Annotated in this window: 13 protein-coding genes; 6 read left to right on the forward strand and 7 right to left on the reverse strand. The window is 74.7% G+C overall.

Features of this window, described 5'->3' with window-relative positions; all coding sequences use genetic code 11:
- Positions 1–6 precede the first annotated feature (6 nt).
- Positions 7–342: an SAV_915 family protein gene (locus tag ACIRSU_RS05675; RefSeq protein ID WP_403789434.1), complete on the reverse strand. Its 336-nt coding sequence runs from the start codon at positions 340–342 to the stop codon at positions 7–9.
- 299 nt (positions 343–641) lie between these two features.
- Between ACIRSU_RS05675 and ACIRSU_RS05680 the strand changes: the two genes are divergently transcribed.
- The gene (locus tag ACIRSU_RS05680; protein ID WP_403789435.1) at positions 642–1,802 is read left to right on the forward strand and encodes a hypothetical protein; all 1,161 of its coding nucleotides are present in this window, start codon (positions 642–644) and stop codon (positions 1,800–1,802) included.
- A gap of 241 nt (positions 1,803–2,043) precedes the next feature.
- Here ACIRSU_RS05680 and ACIRSU_RS05685 read toward each other — a convergent pair whose 3' ends face one another.
- The gene (locus ACIRSU_RS05685; RefSeq protein WP_403789436.1) at positions 2,044–2,529 is read right to left on the reverse strand and encodes a carboxymuconolactone decarboxylase family protein; all 486 of its coding nucleotides are present in this window, start codon (positions 2,527–2,529) and stop codon (positions 2,044–2,046) included.
- Between the two features lie 273 nt (positions 2,530–2,802).
- On the opposite strand from ACIRSU_RS05685, the gene ACIRSU_RS05690 reads away from it, so the two are divergent.
- The 3 genes from ACIRSU_RS05690 to ACIRSU_RS05700 all read left to right on the forward strand — a co-directional run bounded on the left by ACIRSU_RS05690 (position 2,803) and on the right by ACIRSU_RS05700 (position 5,168).
- Entirely contained in the window at positions 2,803–3,669 is an 867-nt protein-coding gene (locus ACIRSU_RS05690) for an RNA polymerase sigma-70 factor (protein ID WP_403790178.1), read from the forward strand.
- 112 nt (positions 3,670–3,781) lie between these two features.
- Entirely contained in the window at positions 3,782–4,390 is a 609-nt protein-coding gene (locus ACIRSU_RS05695) for a phosphoribosylanthranilate isomerase (protein ID WP_403789437.1), read from the forward strand.
- Between the two features lie 94 nt (positions 4,391–4,484).
- Positions 4,485–5,168, forward strand: a complete 684-nt coding sequence (locus ACIRSU_RS05700; protein WP_403789438.1) for an alpha/beta fold hydrolase — start codon at positions 4,485–4,487, stop codon at positions 5,166–5,168.
- Here ACIRSU_RS05700 and ACIRSU_RS05705 read toward each other — a convergent pair.
- The 4 genes from ACIRSU_RS05705 to ACIRSU_RS05720 all read right to left on the reverse strand — a co-directional run bounded on the left by ACIRSU_RS05705 (position 5,165) and on the right by ACIRSU_RS05720 (position 9,273).
- The gene (locus tag ACIRSU_RS05705) at positions 5,165–5,701 is read right to left on the reverse strand and encodes a helix-turn-helix transcriptional regulator (protein ID WP_403789439.1); all 537 of its coding nucleotides are present in this window, start codon (positions 5,699–5,701) and stop codon (positions 5,165–5,167) included. The two genes, ACIRSU_RS05700 and ACIRSU_RS05705, sit on opposite strands and share 4 nt — an antisense overlap.
- Positions 5,702–5,729: 28 nt before the next feature.
- Positions 5,730–6,623 (reverse strand): hypothetical protein, encoded by an 894-nt coding sequence (locus ACIRSU_RS05710; protein ID WP_403789440.1) that lies wholly within the window; start codon positions 6,621–6,623, stop codon positions 5,730–5,732.
- Between the two features lie 10 nt (positions 6,624–6,633).
- The gene (locus ACIRSU_RS05715) at positions 6,634–7,809 is read right to left on the reverse strand and encodes a DUF2306 domain-containing protein (RefSeq protein WP_403789441.1); all 1,176 of its coding nucleotides are present in this window, start codon (positions 7,807–7,809) and stop codon (positions 6,634–6,636) included.
- Positions 7,810–7,917: 108 nt separating this feature from the next.
- Complete coding sequence (locus ACIRSU_RS05720) at positions 7,918–9,273, reverse strand: esterase-like activity of phytase family protein (protein ID WP_403789442.1); 1,356 nt, start codon at positions 9,271–9,273, stop codon at positions 7,918–7,920.
- A gap of 209 nt (positions 9,274–9,482) precedes the next feature.
- On the opposite strand from ACIRSU_RS05720, the gene ACIRSU_RS05725 reads away from it, so the two are divergent.
- Positions 9,483–10,874: a rhodanese-like domain-containing protein gene (locus ACIRSU_RS05725; RefSeq protein ID WP_403789443.1), complete on the forward strand. Its 1,392-nt coding sequence runs from the start codon at positions 9,483–9,485 to the stop codon at positions 10,872–10,874.
- A 252-nt stretch (positions 10,875–11,126) separates the two neighbouring features.
- Complete coding sequence (locus ACIRSU_RS05730; protein ID WP_403789444.1) at positions 11,127–13,442, forward strand: SpoIIE family protein phosphatase; 2,316 nt, start codon at positions 11,127–11,129, stop codon at positions 13,440–13,442.
- Here ACIRSU_RS05730 and ACIRSU_RS05735 read toward each other — a convergent pair.
- Positions 13,414–16,410 (reverse strand): HAMP domain-containing protein, encoded by a 2,997-nt coding sequence (locus ACIRSU_RS05735; protein WP_403789445.1) that lies wholly within the window; start codon positions 16,408–16,410, stop codon positions 13,414–13,416. The genes ACIRSU_RS05730 and ACIRSU_RS05735 overlap by 29 nt on opposite strands.
- Positions 16,411–16,450: the final 40 nt, after the last annotated feature.

Below are 16,450 nucleotides of genomic sequence, written 5' to 3' on the forward strand. Positions count from 1 at the left end.
TCCCCCTCACCGGGCCGCGACGGGCAGGTGGGGGAGCGGCAGCCGGGAGCGGTCCGGCGCCGGGGCGGTCAGCGCCGGGTCGACGGTCAGCGCCTCGACGCCCAGCGGCCGGACCAGGGCCCGCAGCGCGGGCTCGGCGAGCGGGGTCCATGCGTGGCCGGCGCCGAGGACGGCCCGCAACCGCTCGGGCGTGGTGAACGCGACCGCCGTACGGCCGCCGAGAGGGGTACGGAAGAGCCGGGCCGCGCAGCCGCGGGCGACCGGCCGGACGGGCACGCAGAGCCGTCCGGCCGGCACCCGTTCGGAAGGCTCGGGATCGTCTCCGTACAGGACGTGGGTCATGGTGGTCCTCCCCTGGAATCCCCTGGTGTCCCCTGAAATCCCTCGGTATCCCCTGGGATCCCTTGGAACGCGCGGCCCGGCGCCCTTCGCGCCGGGACTCCGCTCTCGACACCATGCCCCCGTCCCCGGCACTCCGGGACCCGCGCTGACGAGCCTCTGACGCGGCCTTGACGCGATCCCGGCGAGGGCCGCGCCCCTCACGGGACCCGCCCCTCCCGCCCCTGCGCGCGGCGCCCGTTCCCGCCCGGATTCCCAGGATCGCCCCGAACCGCGTCGCCGGACCTGGCACGCTTGCCGTCGTGACGTACGTCGTGACCGTGGAAACGTGCATACCGGACGGCGCCCCCGAGCTCGACGACCTCGGGCAGGTCGGAGCCGCCGTCCTCCTGGAACGCGGCTTCGGCTCCGTGGCCGGCGCCGAAGGACCCGGCGGCGTGGAGGTGGACGTCTTCGACATGGCCGTCGGCGCCCACCCCGGCGGCGCCGTCCTCACCGTGAGCGTCGCCGCGCCGAGCCTGGAGGTCGCCGAGGAGGCCGTGGGCGCCGTGACCCAGGAGGTCCTCGACCGCGCCGAACCGCTGGCCGGCTGGCTGGTGGTCAGCAGCGAGGTCAGGCTCCACACAGAGCGCGCCCGGGAGAGCCTCGCCGCCGCCGACGGGCCCGACGCCCCGCCCAGCGACCCCGCCCTCCGCCGGGCCCGGCACACCGCCCGCCCCGGCACACCGGGAGCCCCCGGCGCTCCGGGCTTCCCTGTCGCCGGGAGCGCCGGGGACGACTGGATCCCCGACGACGACGTCATCGAGGAGAACCCCGACCCCGAGGCCGAACTCCGGGCCATGGCGCCCCGGCTGCGCGCCTTCGACCCCGCCGTCTTCGGCACCGCCCCCGAGACCGCCGCCCTCGCGGCCGGTGCCCTCGTGCACGCCGCCGAGGTGCTCATCGACGAGCTCTACGACGACGTGCAGGCCCTCGCCGAGGAGGACACCGACGTCGCCGCCTGCCAGGGCCACCTCTGGCACCTGGACCGGCTGCCCGCCCGGCACGCGGCCCGCTACGACGAACTCTTCGCCCGCCGCTTCCTGGTGACCGCCGTCGCCCTCACCACCCGCTTCACCGACGGCAGTTTCCGCCGCCTCGGCTGCCCCGCCGAGGAGATGGTCACCCGCCTCCTGCTCGAACAGGCCCGCGTCGCCCTCGACCTGTACGGCCTCCTCGACGAGGCCGTCACCGCCGCCCTGGAGCGCTTCGCGGACCGGGTGCACGAGGACGGGGACCGCCGGCAGGCGGGTGGGTTCGGCAGCTGGTTCACCCCGTTCGACGCCGACCGGTACGTGCACCCGTACGCCGTCGACGCCTACCCCGACGGAGGCCCGGGCCCGGGCCCCGGTCCTGATTCCGGCCCGGGCGAGCCGGCCGGAGGCCGTACCGAGGAGTGCTCGGAGGAGACCGAGGGCGCCTGACCGGGCGGCCGTGGCCGAGGCGGTGCCTGTGGCCTGCCCGTGCCCGTGCCCGTGCCCGTGCCCGTGCCCGTGCCGTGCCCGTGCCCGTGCCCGTGCCGTGCCCGTGCCCGTGCCGTGCCCGTGCCCGTGCCCGTGCCGTGCCCGTGCCCGTGCCGTGCCCGTGCCCGTGCCGTGCCCGTGCTGTGCCCATGCCGTGCCCGTGGCTGCGGTCGTGACCACGGCCGCGACCGCAGCCGACGGGTCAGTTCGACAGGTCGCCGAACATGCCCGGCTCGTACGCACCGCCCTGCTGGCGCGCGATCACGCCCAGCCGGTTCGCCGCGTTGACCTGGGCGACCAGCGACACCAGGGCCGCCGTCTGGTCGTCGTCGTAGTGCTTGCGCACCTCGGCCCAGGTCTCGTCCGAGACGCCCGCGCCGGCGTCCGCGAGCCGGGTGCCCTCCTCGGCCAGCGCGAGCGCGGCCCGCTCCGCCTCGGTGAACACCGAGGACTCGCGCCAGGCCGCCACCAGACCGAGCCGCACCGGGCTCTCGCCGGCCGCCGCCGCGTCCTTGACGTGCAGGTCAAGGCAGAAGCCGCAGCCGTTGATCTGGCTGATCCGCACCGACACCAGCTCCTGCGTGGTCTTCGGCAGCGTCGACTGCACGATCACCAGGCTGGCGTTGCCGAAGCGCTTGGCGAACCGGCCGCCGACCTCGTTGGCCATGATGTTGAAACGGGGTTCCATCGATCGTCCTCACTCGTCCCGACAGGGGCGTGCGCCCTGTCCGACCACGAGACGCCGCCGCCCCGGATCCCGTGACACGGCCCGCCGAGTGACCTGCGCCACTGCTTCCCGGTGTCACAAAGCGGCACCCGGCGGCGTCCTGTGCGCGTGACACCGACAGAAGCGAACGCACAAGAACGGAACGGGCAGGAGCGGAAGGGGCAGGAGGGGAAGGGGCAGGAGCGGCCGGTGACGCACGAGCACGACGCGCACGAGGGCGTCCCCGGCGGCCGGATGGACGCCGCGACCGACGCCTTCGTCACCCACCGCAACCTCCTCTTCACCGTCGCCTACGAGATGCTCGGCTCGGCCGCCGACGCCGAGGACGTCCTCCAGGAGACCTGGCTCAAATGGGTGGGCGTCGACCTCGACGCCGTACGCGAGCGGCGCGCGTACCTCGTCAGGATCGCCACCCGGCTCGCGCTCACCCGGCTGCGCACCCTCGCCCGCCGCAAGGAGTCGTACGTCGGCCCCTGGCTGCCCGAGCCGCTGCTCACCGCGCCCGACGTCGCCGAGGACGTCGAACTCGCCGACAGCGTCTCCATGGCGATGCTCCTCGTCCTGGAGACGCTGCTGCCGACCGAACGCGCGGTGTTCGTGCTCCGGGAGGTGTTCGGGCTCGAGTACGACGAGATCGCCGAGGCCGTCGACAAGACCCCGGCCGCCGTCCGGCAGATCGCCCACCGGGCCCGCGCCCATGTCGCCGCCCGCCGCCCGCGCGGCGCGGTCTCCGCGGCCGAGACCCGGAGCGCCCTCGACGCCTTCCGGCAGGCCGTCGAGACCGGCGACCTCCAGAGCCTGTTCGACCTGATCGCACCGGACGTGGTCCTGCTGACCGACGGCGGCGGAGTCGTGCGGGCCGCGCTGGAGCCCGTCGTCGGCGCCGAGCGGGTGGTCGCCGTGCTCGCCCGGATCGCCGCGCTCGCCACCCTCAGGCCCGCCCAGATCAACGGCTGTCCGGCGCTGGTCGTGCACGTCGACGGCGAGCCCGACACCGTGCTGGCGATCCGCGTCGACGACGGCCTGGTCACCGGCCTGTACGCGGTGCGCAACCCCGAGAAGCTCTCGCGGATCGGCGAGGAGGCACCCCTCGGCCGCTGACTCCCGCCCGCCGGGCCCCGGCCGCCGGGCCCCGGCCGCCGGGCCCCGGCCGCCGGGGCCCGGCGGGTAGGCTCGGCGGGGCCGCCGGGCCGTAGAGGGCAGAGGAGAGACAGTGTTCGTCAAGGTGTGCGGGCTCGCCACGACCGCCGACATCGACGTGGCCGTCGAGGCCGGCGCCGACGCGATCGGACTCGTGATCAGCGGGACCAGCGTCCGCGGCCTGGAGCGGGAGCACGCCGCGCGGCTCGCCGCGCACGCGCCGGCCGGTGTGCTGTCCGTCCTCGTCGTCAACGACACGCCCGCCGTCGAGGCCGCCGGGCTCGCCCGGGAACTGGGCGTCGGCGCCCTTCAGCTGCACGGCGGCCACTACGGCGCGGAGGACTTCGCGGCCGCCGCCCGGGTCTTCCCGCGGCTGTGGCGGGCCACCTCCCTGAAGGAGCGGCCGGACACCCGCGTCGGCGCCCACGGCGAGGAGGTGCTGCTGCTCGACTCGCCCCGCGCCGGTTCCGGGGCGCGCTGGGACCTGTCGCTGCTCGACGGGGCACGTCCCGAAGGGACGTGGCTGCTCGCCGGCGGCCTCGACCCCGAGAACGTCGCCGAGGCGATCGCCCAGGGCCGCCCGTGGGGCGTCGACGTGTCCAGCGGCGTCGAGTCGGCGCCCGGCGTGAAGGACCACGACCGGATCCGCGCGTTCGTCGCCGCGGCGAAGGCCGCCGCCTGATCCCGCTCCCGGCCTGCTCGGAGCCGTTGTCAGACCCGGCCGATAGCGTGCGGGGCGTAGGGAAAGATCCGCACTCGCTCCGGGGGTAACGACCGTGGACATCCTGCTCATCGCCGGCCTGTGGCTCGACGGCTCGGCCTGGGACGACGTCGTGCCCGAGCTCGCCGCGCTCGGTCACCGTCCCGTGCCGCTCACCCTCCCCGGCCAGGGCGACGGCGCCGCCTCCGCCACACTCGACGACCAGCTCGCGGCCGTGCTCGCCGCCGTCGACGCGGCCGACGGCCAGGTCCTGGTGGTGGGGCACTCCGCCGCGTCGAGCCTGGCCTGGCTGGCCGCCGACGCGCGCCCGGAGAAGGTGGCCAAGGTCGCCCTGATCGGTGGCTTCCCCGCCCCCGACGGCCGGGCCTACGCGCCGTTCTTCCCGATCGAGGACGGCGCCATGCCGTTCCCGGGCTGGGGCCCGTTCGAGGGACCGGACGCCGCCGACCTCGACCAGGAGACCCGGGACCGTCTCGCGGCCGCCGCGCTCCCCGTCCCCGAGGCGGTCGCCACGGGAGTGGTGCGCCTGACCGACGAGCGCCGCTTCGACGTGCCCGTCGTGGTCGTCTGCCCCGAGTTCACGCCCGCCCAGGCCAAGGAGTGGACAGCCGGAGGCGAGAGCCCGGAGCTGGCCCGGGCCGCGCACGTCGAGTACGTCGACATCGACTCGGGCCACTGGCCGATGACGACCCGCCCCCGCGAACTGGCCCGCGTCCTCGCCGAGGCGGCGACGGTCTAGGAGCCGGCCTCGCCGGGCTCGGGCTCCCGGTCCGCCACCCAGCGCCAGAAGTCGACCATCATCCGCTCGTAGCGGATGCCGAACTCCAGGGCCTCGCGCTGGCCGCGGGTGAGCAGTTCGCCCACCGACGCGGCCAGCGACTCGTACTCGTCCAGGGTGCGGGTGTGCTCGGTGATCTGGACCGGGGCGTGGACGCCGGGGCTCGCGCCGAACCAGAGCTTCAGGATGCCGCGTTCGCGCGCCTCGACCGGGACGAACGCGGGATCGTCCAGCCAGCCGCGCAGCGCCCGCGCGCCCTCCTCCGTCACCCGCAGGAGTCGCCGGTTCCGTCCGCCCTCGCGCCGCACCTCGGTGAGCAGGCCCGCCTCCAGGAGCCGGTCGCACTGCGCGTACACCTGCGCGTGCGGCACGGACCAGAACGGCGCGACCGTGCGGGCGGCCTCGACCTTCACGTCGTACGGGCTGGCCTCGCCCAGCTTGTCGATGATGCCGAGCACCAGGAAGGAGGGCGTGGTCAACCGAACGTCAGGCATGCCGCGACCGTACACGCAGCGGCGGGACCTACGATCGGTCGGCGACGGCTGCGGCCGCCCGGTGGCGGGTCCAGAGCAACTGCCCGGAGACGCCCGTCGCGAGCAGCCCGGCGATCAGGCCGATCAGACAGGCCGTGGCCCCGGACGACCAGTCGACGTCGCCCGCGTGCACGGCGAGCAGCACCGCGACCGCGAGCGAGACGACCGGGACGGCGAGCAGGGCCGGGCGGATGCGCGCCAGGTCGTCCTCGGCGAGCGAGCCGAGCACGCCGACGCCGAGCGCCAGCGCCCACACGCCGAGGCCCTGCGCGTCGGCGCGGTTCACCTGCCACGGCACCAGCGGGCCCCAGAAGCCCGGCGCCACGAGCAGTCCCGCGCCGACCCCGGTCCAGCCCGCGCCGAGCAGCGCGAGCGGCGGCTTCGTCCAGCCGGGCAGCGGGGCGGTCAGCGCGGCGGACCGGGGCACCGGAGCGGGCCCGCGGTACTGGAGCGCCAGGCACACCACCGCGCCGAGCGCGAGCAGCGCGAGCGTCGCCACCCAGCCCAGGCTGAACATGACGATCAGGATCGGCCCGCCGGTCACCACCCGCAGAGCGCCGCCGTTCACCAGCGACACCGTGAACAGGCCGACGAGGACGACCGCGAGCGGCCACACCAGGGTGCGGACCTCCTCCCAGGTGCCGGCCCGGCCGATGGTCAGCAGCGCGGGCGCCGTGCCGAGCATCGCCGCCCCGAGCAGCCCGGGGCTCAGCGCCTCGGGCGAGGTCCAGGGGCCGGCCGCGTGACCGGTGACACTGGCGATGACGAGCAGGGCGCCGACGCCGATGCCGATCAGGGCCACGACCGAGCTCAACACGACCACACCCGCGGCGAGTTCGCGCCCACCGCCTGTCGTCGCCTGCTGGTCCGTGCGTCCGCTCATGAGGGCTCCTCTACGGATGGGTCAGGGGGGTGCGAGCAGGTGAGCCCGGGACGGGGCGCCGCCTGCGGGCCGCCTCCCGGCCGTACAGCACGCGCAGGCTGACCACGGCGTGGGCGCCGAACGCCAGGAAGCCACAGCCGATGCCTGCCCCCGCCACCAGTGCCGTCAGCGCGTCGAGACCCAGCGAGCGCTCGCACACCGCCGCCGTGCCCGCGGAGAAGGCGGGCGCCAGGAGCAGCGCGAGCAGGTGCGTGCGCCACTCCTCGCGCGCCCACACCGCGCCCCGCCGCCCCGCGCGCAGGGCGCGCAGCTGCAGGACGGCGACCACGGCGACGTACGGGACGAGATACGCGAGCAGCAGCCGGCGCCCCTCGGTGCCGTGGTCGAGGAAGCCGTACGCGAGCCGCACCAGACCGGCCGCGCCCGCCGCGTACCCGACGGCGAGCACGGGCCACGGGCTCCAACTTCCGGAGACGAGCGGGTGGTTGTCGCGCCGGTCCAGGGCCCGGGAGGCGAGCAGCGCGCCGAAGACGACGAACAGGCCGAGGTGCATGATCGCCACACGGTTCACGTCCTGGAGCGGGAGGCCCGGGTAGAGCACGGGCAGCGCGCCCCACTCGAGCCGCAGCAGCGGCGCGGTCATCAGATAGCCGTAGCCGAGCAGCATCCACCGCTGGTGCAGCTCCGGCAGCCCGGTGACGGCGGTGAGGACGCCGAAGGTGACGCCGAAGACCGTGCCGACCAGGATCGTCGCGAGCACGATCCAGAACGCCGCTCCGCTGAACGCCTCTTCGGGCCGGGTCCGGGCCAGATAGAGCGCGGCGCCGGCCATCGACACGTAGACGACGGCCGCGTACGCGATGCCGAGGGCGCGGTGCAGCCGGATCCGCCGCCGGACCGCCGTGAGCAGCTGCGCCGGGCCGAGCAGCATGAGCAGCCCGCCGAGCACCGAGTGCAGGATCAGCGGGAGCAGACTGCGGGTGTACGGGCCCGTCCGGTCGCGGACGGCGGCGGCGACGTACTCGGGCGAGACCGACCGGCCCAGCAGCCATTCGCCGAACGCGGGTGCGCCGGGCCGCGCGTACGGCCAGAGCTCGGTCATCGCGATCGGCGCGTAGGCGAGGCAGGTCACCGTGACGGCGACGGCGGCGACCCGGCCCCACCGCACCCCGGTGGCTCGTGGCATGACGACTCCCTCGATAGTCCTTTCTGGACTATCGAGGAAGGTAAAGGCAACCCCCGCCCCGGTCAATGCCACGAACGGCCAGGACCGGAACGGGGGTTGGGGGTGGCGTCAGCGCAGCGGGCGGTCCAGGCGCACCCGCACCAGCTCGGTCTCGACGCCGCTGTCGACCAGCCGGCCGTCCGCGTCGAAGGCGCCGCTGCCGTCTGTCATCCCGAAGTCGTTGTCATTCAGCAGCACCAGCGTCCGGGAGCCCTCCACCGCGATGCCCTCGATCTTGCCGGGAACGCCGTCGAGCGCGCCCAGGTCGACCACCAGGCGCTTGGCCGGCACCGGCACGCCGGCGGCCGCCGGATCGGCCAGCTGCTCCAGGGACGGCGTGGTGCCGGCCGCGTCCCAGGCGGAACCCAGGATGTCCGAACCGCGCCGCAGCCGGATCTCGTAGAGACGCGCCGCCTTGTCGGTGCGCTCCTCGACCATCAGCCGGTCGCCGCCGAGCGCGACGAGCGCGGAGATCTTCAGCTCCGAGGTCTTGGTCTGGCCGGGCTCGACCGTTCCGACCGGGTCGAAGCGGTACGCGTACTCGGCCGTGACCCCGCCCTCGCGCGGCGAGAAGCGGAGCAGGCGGGTGGTCCGCGACTCCTCGCCGCTCGCCTTGTCCGGGTTGAGCAGCGGGCTCTGCAGCGCGAGCACCAGGTCGCCGTCGGGCAGCAGGGCCAGGCCCTCGAAGCCGCGGTTGACCTTCCGCTTGAGGTAGACCGACGGCAGCGCCTCCACCACCGGGTAGTCGGCCCCGGTCAGACCCAGCCCCTGCGGCACGTACCGGGCGAGCACCCGGCCGCGCGGCGAGACGTGCACCAGCGAGGGACCGTACTCGTCGGCCAGCCAGAAGCTGCCGTCCCGGTCCCGCACCAGGCCCTCGGTGTCCAGACCGTTCGGGTCGTACGCGAGCGGGGTGGCGGCGGCGTAGTCGTAGGGGGCCTCGTCGCGGCCCGGCTGGTTCGGCAGTCCGGTCACGGCGCGGCCGGAGGCGGTGGTGAGCGGGATCGCCTCCAGAACCTCGACGCGGTCGCCGACGGCGCGGATCCGCACGATGGCCGGGTCGAAGCCGGGCACCGGGAAGGTGCGCCGCTTCTCCTTGTCGACGGCGATCTGGCCGTTCGGCCCGCGGTCGGTGACGGTCCAGAACTCGCCGGGCCGCTCCGCCGGGTAGAGGTCGCTGCCGATGCCGCCCAGGTCGATCCCGCGGTCGTCGGCGACGCTGCCGGGCAGCAGCCGGTTGCTGAACGCGGCCAGCGGGATGTCGGGCAGCGTGGCGGTGGACACCACCCGGGGCCCGTCGGACTCGTGGGCCGGCGCGCCCTGGGCCGGCCAGGCGACGGCGGTCAGGGCGAGCGCGGCGGACAGCGGCAGTACGACGGCGGCCGGGCGCCGGAGCGCACGGGACACGCGAGAGGCGTTGGTCATGGCCGGATCGTGATCGTCGCGGATGAGGCACGGGTGGCGGCCGGGGGAGGGGCGGGTGAACCGGGAGTGGCGGACGGATCCGAACCCGCATGGAAATACCCTGGGGGGTATTTGACGCAGTCGGCGAGCCGGGGCTACGGTCGAGAGCAAAGATACCCCAGGGGGTATTCCAGAAATGCTCCTCGGGCCCGACGCAACGGAGATCCGCCGTGTTCTTCAGCCAGTACTACCTCGACTGCCTCTCCCAGGCCTCGTACCTGATCGCGGACGAGACCACCGGTCAGGCCGTGGTCGTCGACCCACGCCGGGACGTCTCCGAGTACCTCGCCGACGCCCGCGCGCGCGGCTTCACCGTCGTCGGCGTGATCAACACCCACTTCCACGCCGACTTCGTCGCCGGCCACCTGGAGATGGCCGACGAGACCGGCGCCTGGATCGGCTACGGGCGGCGCGCCGAAACCGAGTACCCCATCCGCAAGCTGGCGGAAGGCGAGCGCATCGCGCTCGGCGACGTCGTCCTGGAGGTCATGGAGACGCCCGGCCACACGCCCGAGTCGATCAGCGTCCTCGTGTACGAGCACGCCGCCGACCCCGTCCCGTACGGCGTGCTCACCGGCGACGCCCTCTTCGTCGGCGACGTCGGCCGCCCCGACCTGCTCGCCTCCTCCGGCGTCACCGCCGAGGAACTCGGCGCGATGCTCCACCACAGCGTCCAGCACAAGCTCATGGGCCTGCCCGACGAGGTCCGCATCTTCCCCGCGCACGGCGCCGGCTCGGCCTGCGGCAAGAACCTGTCCACCGAGAAGCAGTCGACCATCGGCGCGCAGCGCGCCACCAACTACGCCTGCGCGCCCATGAGTCGCGAGGAGTTCGTCGCCCTCGTCACCGCCGGCCAGTCCACCGCGCCCGGCTACTTCGCGTACGACGCCGAGCTCAACCGCAGGGACCGTGCCCGCTACGACCTGACGGCCGCCCGGCCGCTGGCGCTCGCCGACTTCGCCGGGCTGCGCGAGCGCGGCGCGGTCGTCGTCGACGCCCGCGATCCACAGGACTTCGCCGCCGGTCACTTCCGCGGCGCGCTCAACGTACCCGCCGACGGGCGCTTCGCCGAGCAGGCCGGCACCGTCCTCGACCCGGCTGCGGAGCTGGTCGTCATGGCTCCGCAGAACCGCGAGGAGGAGATCGTCACCCGGCTCGCCCGCATCGGCTTCGACCGCGTCGCGGGCTACCTCCGGAGCCCCGACGACGCCCTTGCGGCACTCGCCGACCAGGTCACCCCTGCCGGCCGCGTCACCGTCGCGCAGCTGCGGGCCGCGCTCGAAGGCGAGGCACCGCCGGTGGTCGTGGACGTCCGCGGCGAGGACGAACGCGAGGCGAACGGCGTCGTCCCCGGCGCGGTTCACATCGCGCTCGCCGAACTCCCCGGGCGGCTCACCGAACTCCCCACCGACCGTCCACTCGTCGTGCACTGCGCCGGCGGCCACCGCTCGTCCATCGCCGCCGGCCTGCTGCGCCACCACGGCTTCACGGACGTCTCCGACCTCCTGGGCGGATACACGGCGTGGGCCCTCGCGGAGGACGGCGCCGCGGCCGCGGGCTGAGGGAAGCGGCCCGCGCGTCGGCGACGCGGTCGTGGCGCGCGCAGGCCCACGGGGTGGGGGCGCCGCCGAGCGCGCCGTCCCGCAGGGCGGGACGACTGCCCGCACGGGGGGTGGAGGCGCCGCGTGGGCGCCGTCCCGTGTGCCCGCCGTCCCGGCCACTAGGCCTTCGCCCTGGGGCCCCAGCGGGGCGATTGGCCGCATCGGCGGAGCGTAGACTCCGAAGGGGTACGAGCGCCCGTTCCGGAGGTCGATGTGACCGGTTCCGTCGGCGTTTTCGCCGGGCTGGCCGCCGAGAACCGGCGGTTGCGGAGCGAGGCTGCCCGGCGGCATCTGATCGACCTCGCGACCGGGGTGCTCGCCGCCCAGCTGGGGCTTTCCACCCTCGACGCGGCCGAGCACCTGACCGCCCTCGCCAGTGCGACGGGGCTGTCGGTGGGAGATCTCGCCGCGGACGTCGTGAACGGCGTCGCGGGGCCGGGCGATCCGTGGGTCACGCCGGCCGAGGCGCCGCCCGCTCTCGCGCGGCGGCTGCGCCGTACGGCCGCGGCCGCGGAGGTGGCGGACGACGTGCGGGATGCCGCGCGGACGCTTCTGGAGAGCGGCCTGGCCCCGCTGGGCGCCGACAGTCTGTGGCTGTGGCGCTGTTCCGAGGCCGGCGGCCTGCGGCTCGTCGGGCATGCCGGGGTCGGCGCGACGGAGGCCACGGCCTGGCAGTGGATCCCGCCGGCCACCCCGGAGCCCTTCCGCGCGGCCCTCGCCGACGGCGTCCCGGCCTGGCTGGAGGCAGACCCCGCGGACCTGGACCTCGACCTCACCCCGCTGCCGGGCGCCGCCCGGGCCGTGCTGCCGCTGCGGCGGCGCGGCGCGGCCGTCGGGGTGGCGCTGGTCGGGTGGCCGGGGCCGGAGCGGTTCGACGCCGGGCTGCGGCGAGCGGTCGGCGGCCTGATGGAGGTGGCGGTGGCGGTGCTCGACCGGCCGGAGGGGGCCGGGGCGGACGCACCGGTGCTGGTCGACGTCCTGGACGCACTCGCGCACCCGGGGGTGCTCGTACGGGCCGATCCGATGACGGGGGCGCTGCTCGCGGAGTACGCCAACGAGGCGGCGGCCGCGGCGGTCGGCGGGTCGGTGCCCGCGGACGACCGGTCGCTGGCGCGGTTGTTCCCGCACGCCCACGGCGAGCTGGCCCGGCTGGTACAGCGGGCCCGCCGCACCCGGCACCCGCAGCACGCCGCCCATCTGCCGCCCGGCGGCGCGCCCGGCCCGCCCGGCCCGCTCCTCGACGTACGGGTGGTGCCGGCGGGGCGCGAGCGGGCGGTCGTGGTGTGGCACACCGACGGCGATCCGGGGATCGCGACCGGCCGGGCCGTGGCCCGGCTGCAGAGCGTCGCGACCTTCCAGGACAGTCTGACCGGCGGCGAGACGGTCTGGTCGGAGCAGGCGTACGGCATCTTCGGCATGGCGCGCGACGAGGCACCGCTGCCGCTGCTCGCGCTGCGCGGCCGGCTCCACCGCGAGGACGGCGACGCGCTCACCGCGCTCCTGCGCACGCTCACGGACCACCGCTCCGGCGCCCAGAGCGTGTTGCGGATCGTGCTGCCGGACGGGTCGGTGCGCCATGTGCGGGTGGCGGCCGAGCCGCTGCTCGAGGGCGACACGGTCACCGGCTTCGTCGGCGTCTACCAGGACGTCTCGGCGACCCGACGCACCGAGCTCGCCCTCACCGCCACCTTCGACCACCTCACGGCCGTCCGTGACCAGGCCGAAATCCGGCACCAGCTCGCCCTCCAGCTCCAGCAGGCCATCGTCCCCGAGGCCACCGCACTGCGCGAGCTGCCCGGCGGCCTCACCGTCGCGGCCCGCTACCGGCCGGCGGCGGAGGAGTACCAGGTCGGCGGCGACTGGTACGACGTGCAGCCGCTGCCCACCGGCAAGGTGCTCGTCGCCGTCGGCGACATCGCCGGGCACGGCATCGACTCCGTGACCGGCATGGTCGCCCTGCGCAACGCCCAGCGCGCCCTCGCCTTCACCGGCCGCCCGCCCGGACAGCTGATGGGCTGGCTCAACGAGGTCACCCTGCGCACCGGCGGCGGTCCCACCGCGACGGCCGTGTGCGGGCTGTACGACCCCGAGGACGGCGAACTCGTCTGGTCCAGCGCCGGCCACCTGCCGCCGCTCCTCGTCCGCGACGGCCGGGCCCGGCTGCTCGAACCGCCGCAGGACATCCTGCTCGGCGCGGTGCCCTCGTACGAGTACGAGGAACAGCACACCGCCCTGCGCCCCGGCGACACCCTGCTGCTCTACACCGACGGCCTGATCGAGCGCCGCCACGACGGTGTCGGGGCCGGGCTCGGGCGGCTCGTCACGGCCGCGGGGCGGCTGGCCGCCGACGGTGGGAGCCTGGACCTGCTCGTGGACGGGCTGCTCGGCACGGCGATGGGGGACACCGACGACGACACCAGTGTCGTCGCGATCCAGGTGCGCGGCCCGGACGACCGTCCACCGGCCGGCGAGCTTCTCAACTCCCCAGGCAGTGACGGACTCAACTCCCCAGGCAGTGACGGACCTTGACCATCAGCTCCGCCTCGTCCACCGGCTTCGCGAGATAGTCGTCCGCGCCCGCCTCCAGGGCCCGCGCCCGGTCGCCCGGCATCGCCTTCGCCGTCACCACGATGACCGGCAGCCCGGTGCGGTCGGGCAGCCGCCGGATCTCCTCGATGGTCTGGTAGCCGTCCATGCCGGCCATCATCACGTCCATGAGGACCAGCCGGACGTCCTCGTGTCCGGCGGCGAGCAGGTCGACGGCCCGCCGGCCGCCCTCGGCGGTGAGCACGCGCAGGCCGTGCGCCTCCAGGACCTGGGTGAGCGCGAAGACGTTGCGCCGGTCGTCGTCGACCACGAGGACGGTGGCGCCGCCGGACCGGTCGAGGACGGGATCGGGCGCCGCGTCGGTGGTCTCCGCCTCCGCCGTGGTCCGCGTCTCCGCCGGTGGCCGTGGCGCCGCGGGCTCCGGCAGATGGAAGGTGAAGCTGCTGCCCTCGCCCTCGGTGCTCTCCACCTCGATCGTGCCCCCGAGCAGCGTCGCCACCTCCCGGCTGATCGACAGGCCGAGCCCGGTCCCGCCGTACTCGCGGGCGGTCGTCCCGTCGCCCTGCTGGAACGCGTCGAAGATGTGCCGCAGCCGGTCCGGCGCGATACCGACCCCGGTGTCCGTGACCCGGAACGCGAGCACCGGCCGTCCCTCGCGCAGCGCCGCGTCCCGCAGCGTCGCCGGGATCTCGTCGGGCGGTGTGTGCCCGACGGTCAGGGCGACCCGTCCCCGCTCGGTGAACTTCAGCGCGTTGGAGAGCAGGTTGCGCAGCACCTGCCGCAGCCGCGCCTCGTCGGTGGTCAGGTACGCGGGTACGTCGGGCGCGACGGTCACGGTGAAGTCGAGGCCCCGCTCGTCGGCGACCGGTCCGAAGGTCGTCTCCAGGTACTCCAGGAGCTGCGACAGCGCGAACGGCTCGCGCCGCACCTCCATCTTGCCCGCCTCCACCTTGGACAGGTCCAGGATGTCGTTGATGAGCTGGAGCAGGTCGGAGCCGGCCGAGTGGATGACCTCCGCGTAGTCGACCTGCTTCTCCGTCAGGTTGCCCTCCGTGTTCTGGGAGAGCAGCCGGGCCAGGATCAGCAGGCTGTTGAGCGGGGTGCGCAGCTCGTGGCTCATGTTGGCGAGGAACTCGGACTTGTACATCGAGGCGCGCGACAACTGCTGGGCCCGGGCCTCCAGTTCCTGCCGGGCCTGCTCGATGACCCGGTTCTTCGACTCGATGTCCTTGTTCCGCTCGGCGAGCAGCGCCGCCTTCTCCTGCAACTCGGCGTTGGACCGCTGGAGTTCCTGCTGCCGTGCCTGCAACTCCTGGGTGCGGGAGCGTAGTTCGTCGGCGAGGCTGCGGGACTGGGCGAGCAGTTCGTCGGTGCGCAGATTGGCCACCAGGGAGCTGAGCGCGGCGCCGGCGCTCGCCACGAAGCGGTCGAGGAAGTCGCGCTGGAGTGCGCCGAAGGGGTGCAGGGAGGCGAGCTCGACCGCGCCGAGCAACTGGTCCTCGACCACGATCGGCAGCACGACGAGGGCCGCGGGCTCGGCGGCTCCGACGGCCGAGGACACCGTCGCGTACCCCTCGGGCACCGGGTCGACGAGCAGGGTGCGCCGGTCCCGGGCGGCCTGCCCGACCAGGCCCTCGCCGAGCCGGTAACGGCGCCTGCGGCCGGACCGGGCGGTGTCCGCGTCGGCGACCGGCAGCCCGTACGCGGCGGCCATGGCGAGCACCGGTCCCGACGCCTCCGCGTCCTCGCGCTCGCCGCCGGTCTCGTGCTCCTCGACGACGAAGAAGGCGCCGTACTGCGCCGAGACCAGCGGCGGCACCTCCGTCATGATCAGCTCGGCGATCTCGTCGAGCCCGCGGGTGCCCTGCAGCAGCGCGGTGATCCGGGCGAGGTTGGTCTTCAGCCAGTCCTGTTCCTCGTTGGCCCGGGTCGTCTCCCGGAGCGACTCGACCATGGCGTTGATGTTGTCGCGCAGCTCGCCGACCTCGCCGGGCGCCTCGACGGTGATCGAGCGGGTCAGGTCGCCCTCGGCGACCGCGCTGGTCACCTCGGCGATGGCCCGCACCTGCCGGGTCAGGTTTCCGGCGAGCTCGTTGACGTTCTCGGTGAGCCGCATCCAGGTGCCGGAGACGCCCTCCACCTCGGCCTGACCGCCCAGTTTGCCCTCCGTGCCCACCTCGCGGGCCACCCGGGTCACCTCGGCGGCGAACGACGACAGCTGGTCGACCATCGTGTTGATGGTGGTCTTGAGCTCCAGGATCTCGCCGCGCGCCGCCACGTCGATCCGGCTGGTCAGATCGCCCTGCGCCACCGCCGTGGTGACCTGGGCGATGTTGCGGACCTGGTTGGTCAGGTTGTCCGCCATCGAGTTCACGTTGTCGGTGAGGTCCTTCCAGGTGCCCGACACCCCGCGCACCCGCGCCTGGCCGCCCAGCTTGCCCTCGGTGCCGACCTCGCGGGCCACCCGGGTGACCTCCTCGGCGAAGGAGGACAGCCGGTCGACCATCGTGTTGATGGTCTCCTTCAGCTCCAGGATCTCGCCGCGCGCGTCCACCCGGATCTTCTGCGTGAGGTCGCCGCGGGCGACCGCGGTGGCGACCTTGGCGATCGAGCGCACCTGCGAGGTCAGGTTGTCCGCCATCGTGTTCACGCCGGTGGTGAGCTCCTGCCACACCCCGCGCGCCCGTGGCTCGTGCACCCGCCCGCCCAGCAGACCCTGACCGCCGACCTCGCCGGCCACCCGGGTGACCTCGGAGGTGAGCAGGGTGAGCCGGTCGACCATGTCGTTGTAGACGGTCGCGATCTCGGCCGGGAGTCCGTACGCGCCCTCCGGCAGCCGGACCGACAGATCCCCGTCCCGTACGGCGGTGAGCCCCGCGAGCAGGCGCCGCAGCGCGTCCGGGCCGGGCGGCGGAGCCCCGGGGTCGGGGGGTGGCGTGCGTTCTGTCATGAAGGACCTCGTGGGCGGGACCTCATCAGGGTCTCCCTTC

This window comes from Streptomyces sp. NPDC101160, assembly GCF_044768205.1.
Lineage (GTDB): Bacteria > Actinomycetota > Actinomycetes > Streptomycetales > Streptomycetaceae > Streptomyces.

Bases quoted from the DNA above. Each gene is read 5' to 3' on its own strand.
- ACIRSU_RS05675 (WP_403789434.1), bottom strand. From the start codon at position 342: ATGACCCACGTCCTGTACGGAGACGATCCCGAGCCTTCCGAACGGGTG.
- ACIRSU_RS05685 (WP_403789436.1), bottom strand. From the start codon at position 2,529: ATGGAACCCCGTTTCAACATCATGGCCAACGAGGTCGGCGGCCGGTTC.
- ACIRSU_RS05690 (WP_403790178.1), top strand. From the start codon at position 2,803: ATGGACGCCGCGACCGACGCCTTCGTCACCCACCGCAACCTCCTCTTC.
- ACIRSU_RS05705 (WP_403789439.1), bottom strand. From the start codon at position 5,701: ATGCCTGACGTTCGGTTGACCACGCCCTCCTTCCTGGTGCTCGGCATC.
- ACIRSU_RS05710 (WP_403789440.1), bottom strand. From the start codon at position 6,623: ATGAGCGGACGCACGGACCAGCAGGCGACGACAGGCGGTGGGCGCGAA.
- ACIRSU_RS05715 (WP_403789441.1), bottom strand. From the start codon at position 7,809: ATGCCACGAGCCACCGGGGTGCGGTGGGGCCGGGTCGCCGCCGTCGCC.
- ACIRSU_RS05720 (WP_403789442.1), bottom strand. From the start codon at position 9,273: ATGACCAACGCCTCTCGCGTGTCCCGTGCGCTCCGGCGCCCGGCCGCC.
- ACIRSU_RS05735 (WP_403789445.1), bottom strand. From the start codon at position 16,410: ATGACAGAACGCACGCCACCCCCCGACCCCGGGGCTCCGCCGCCCGGC.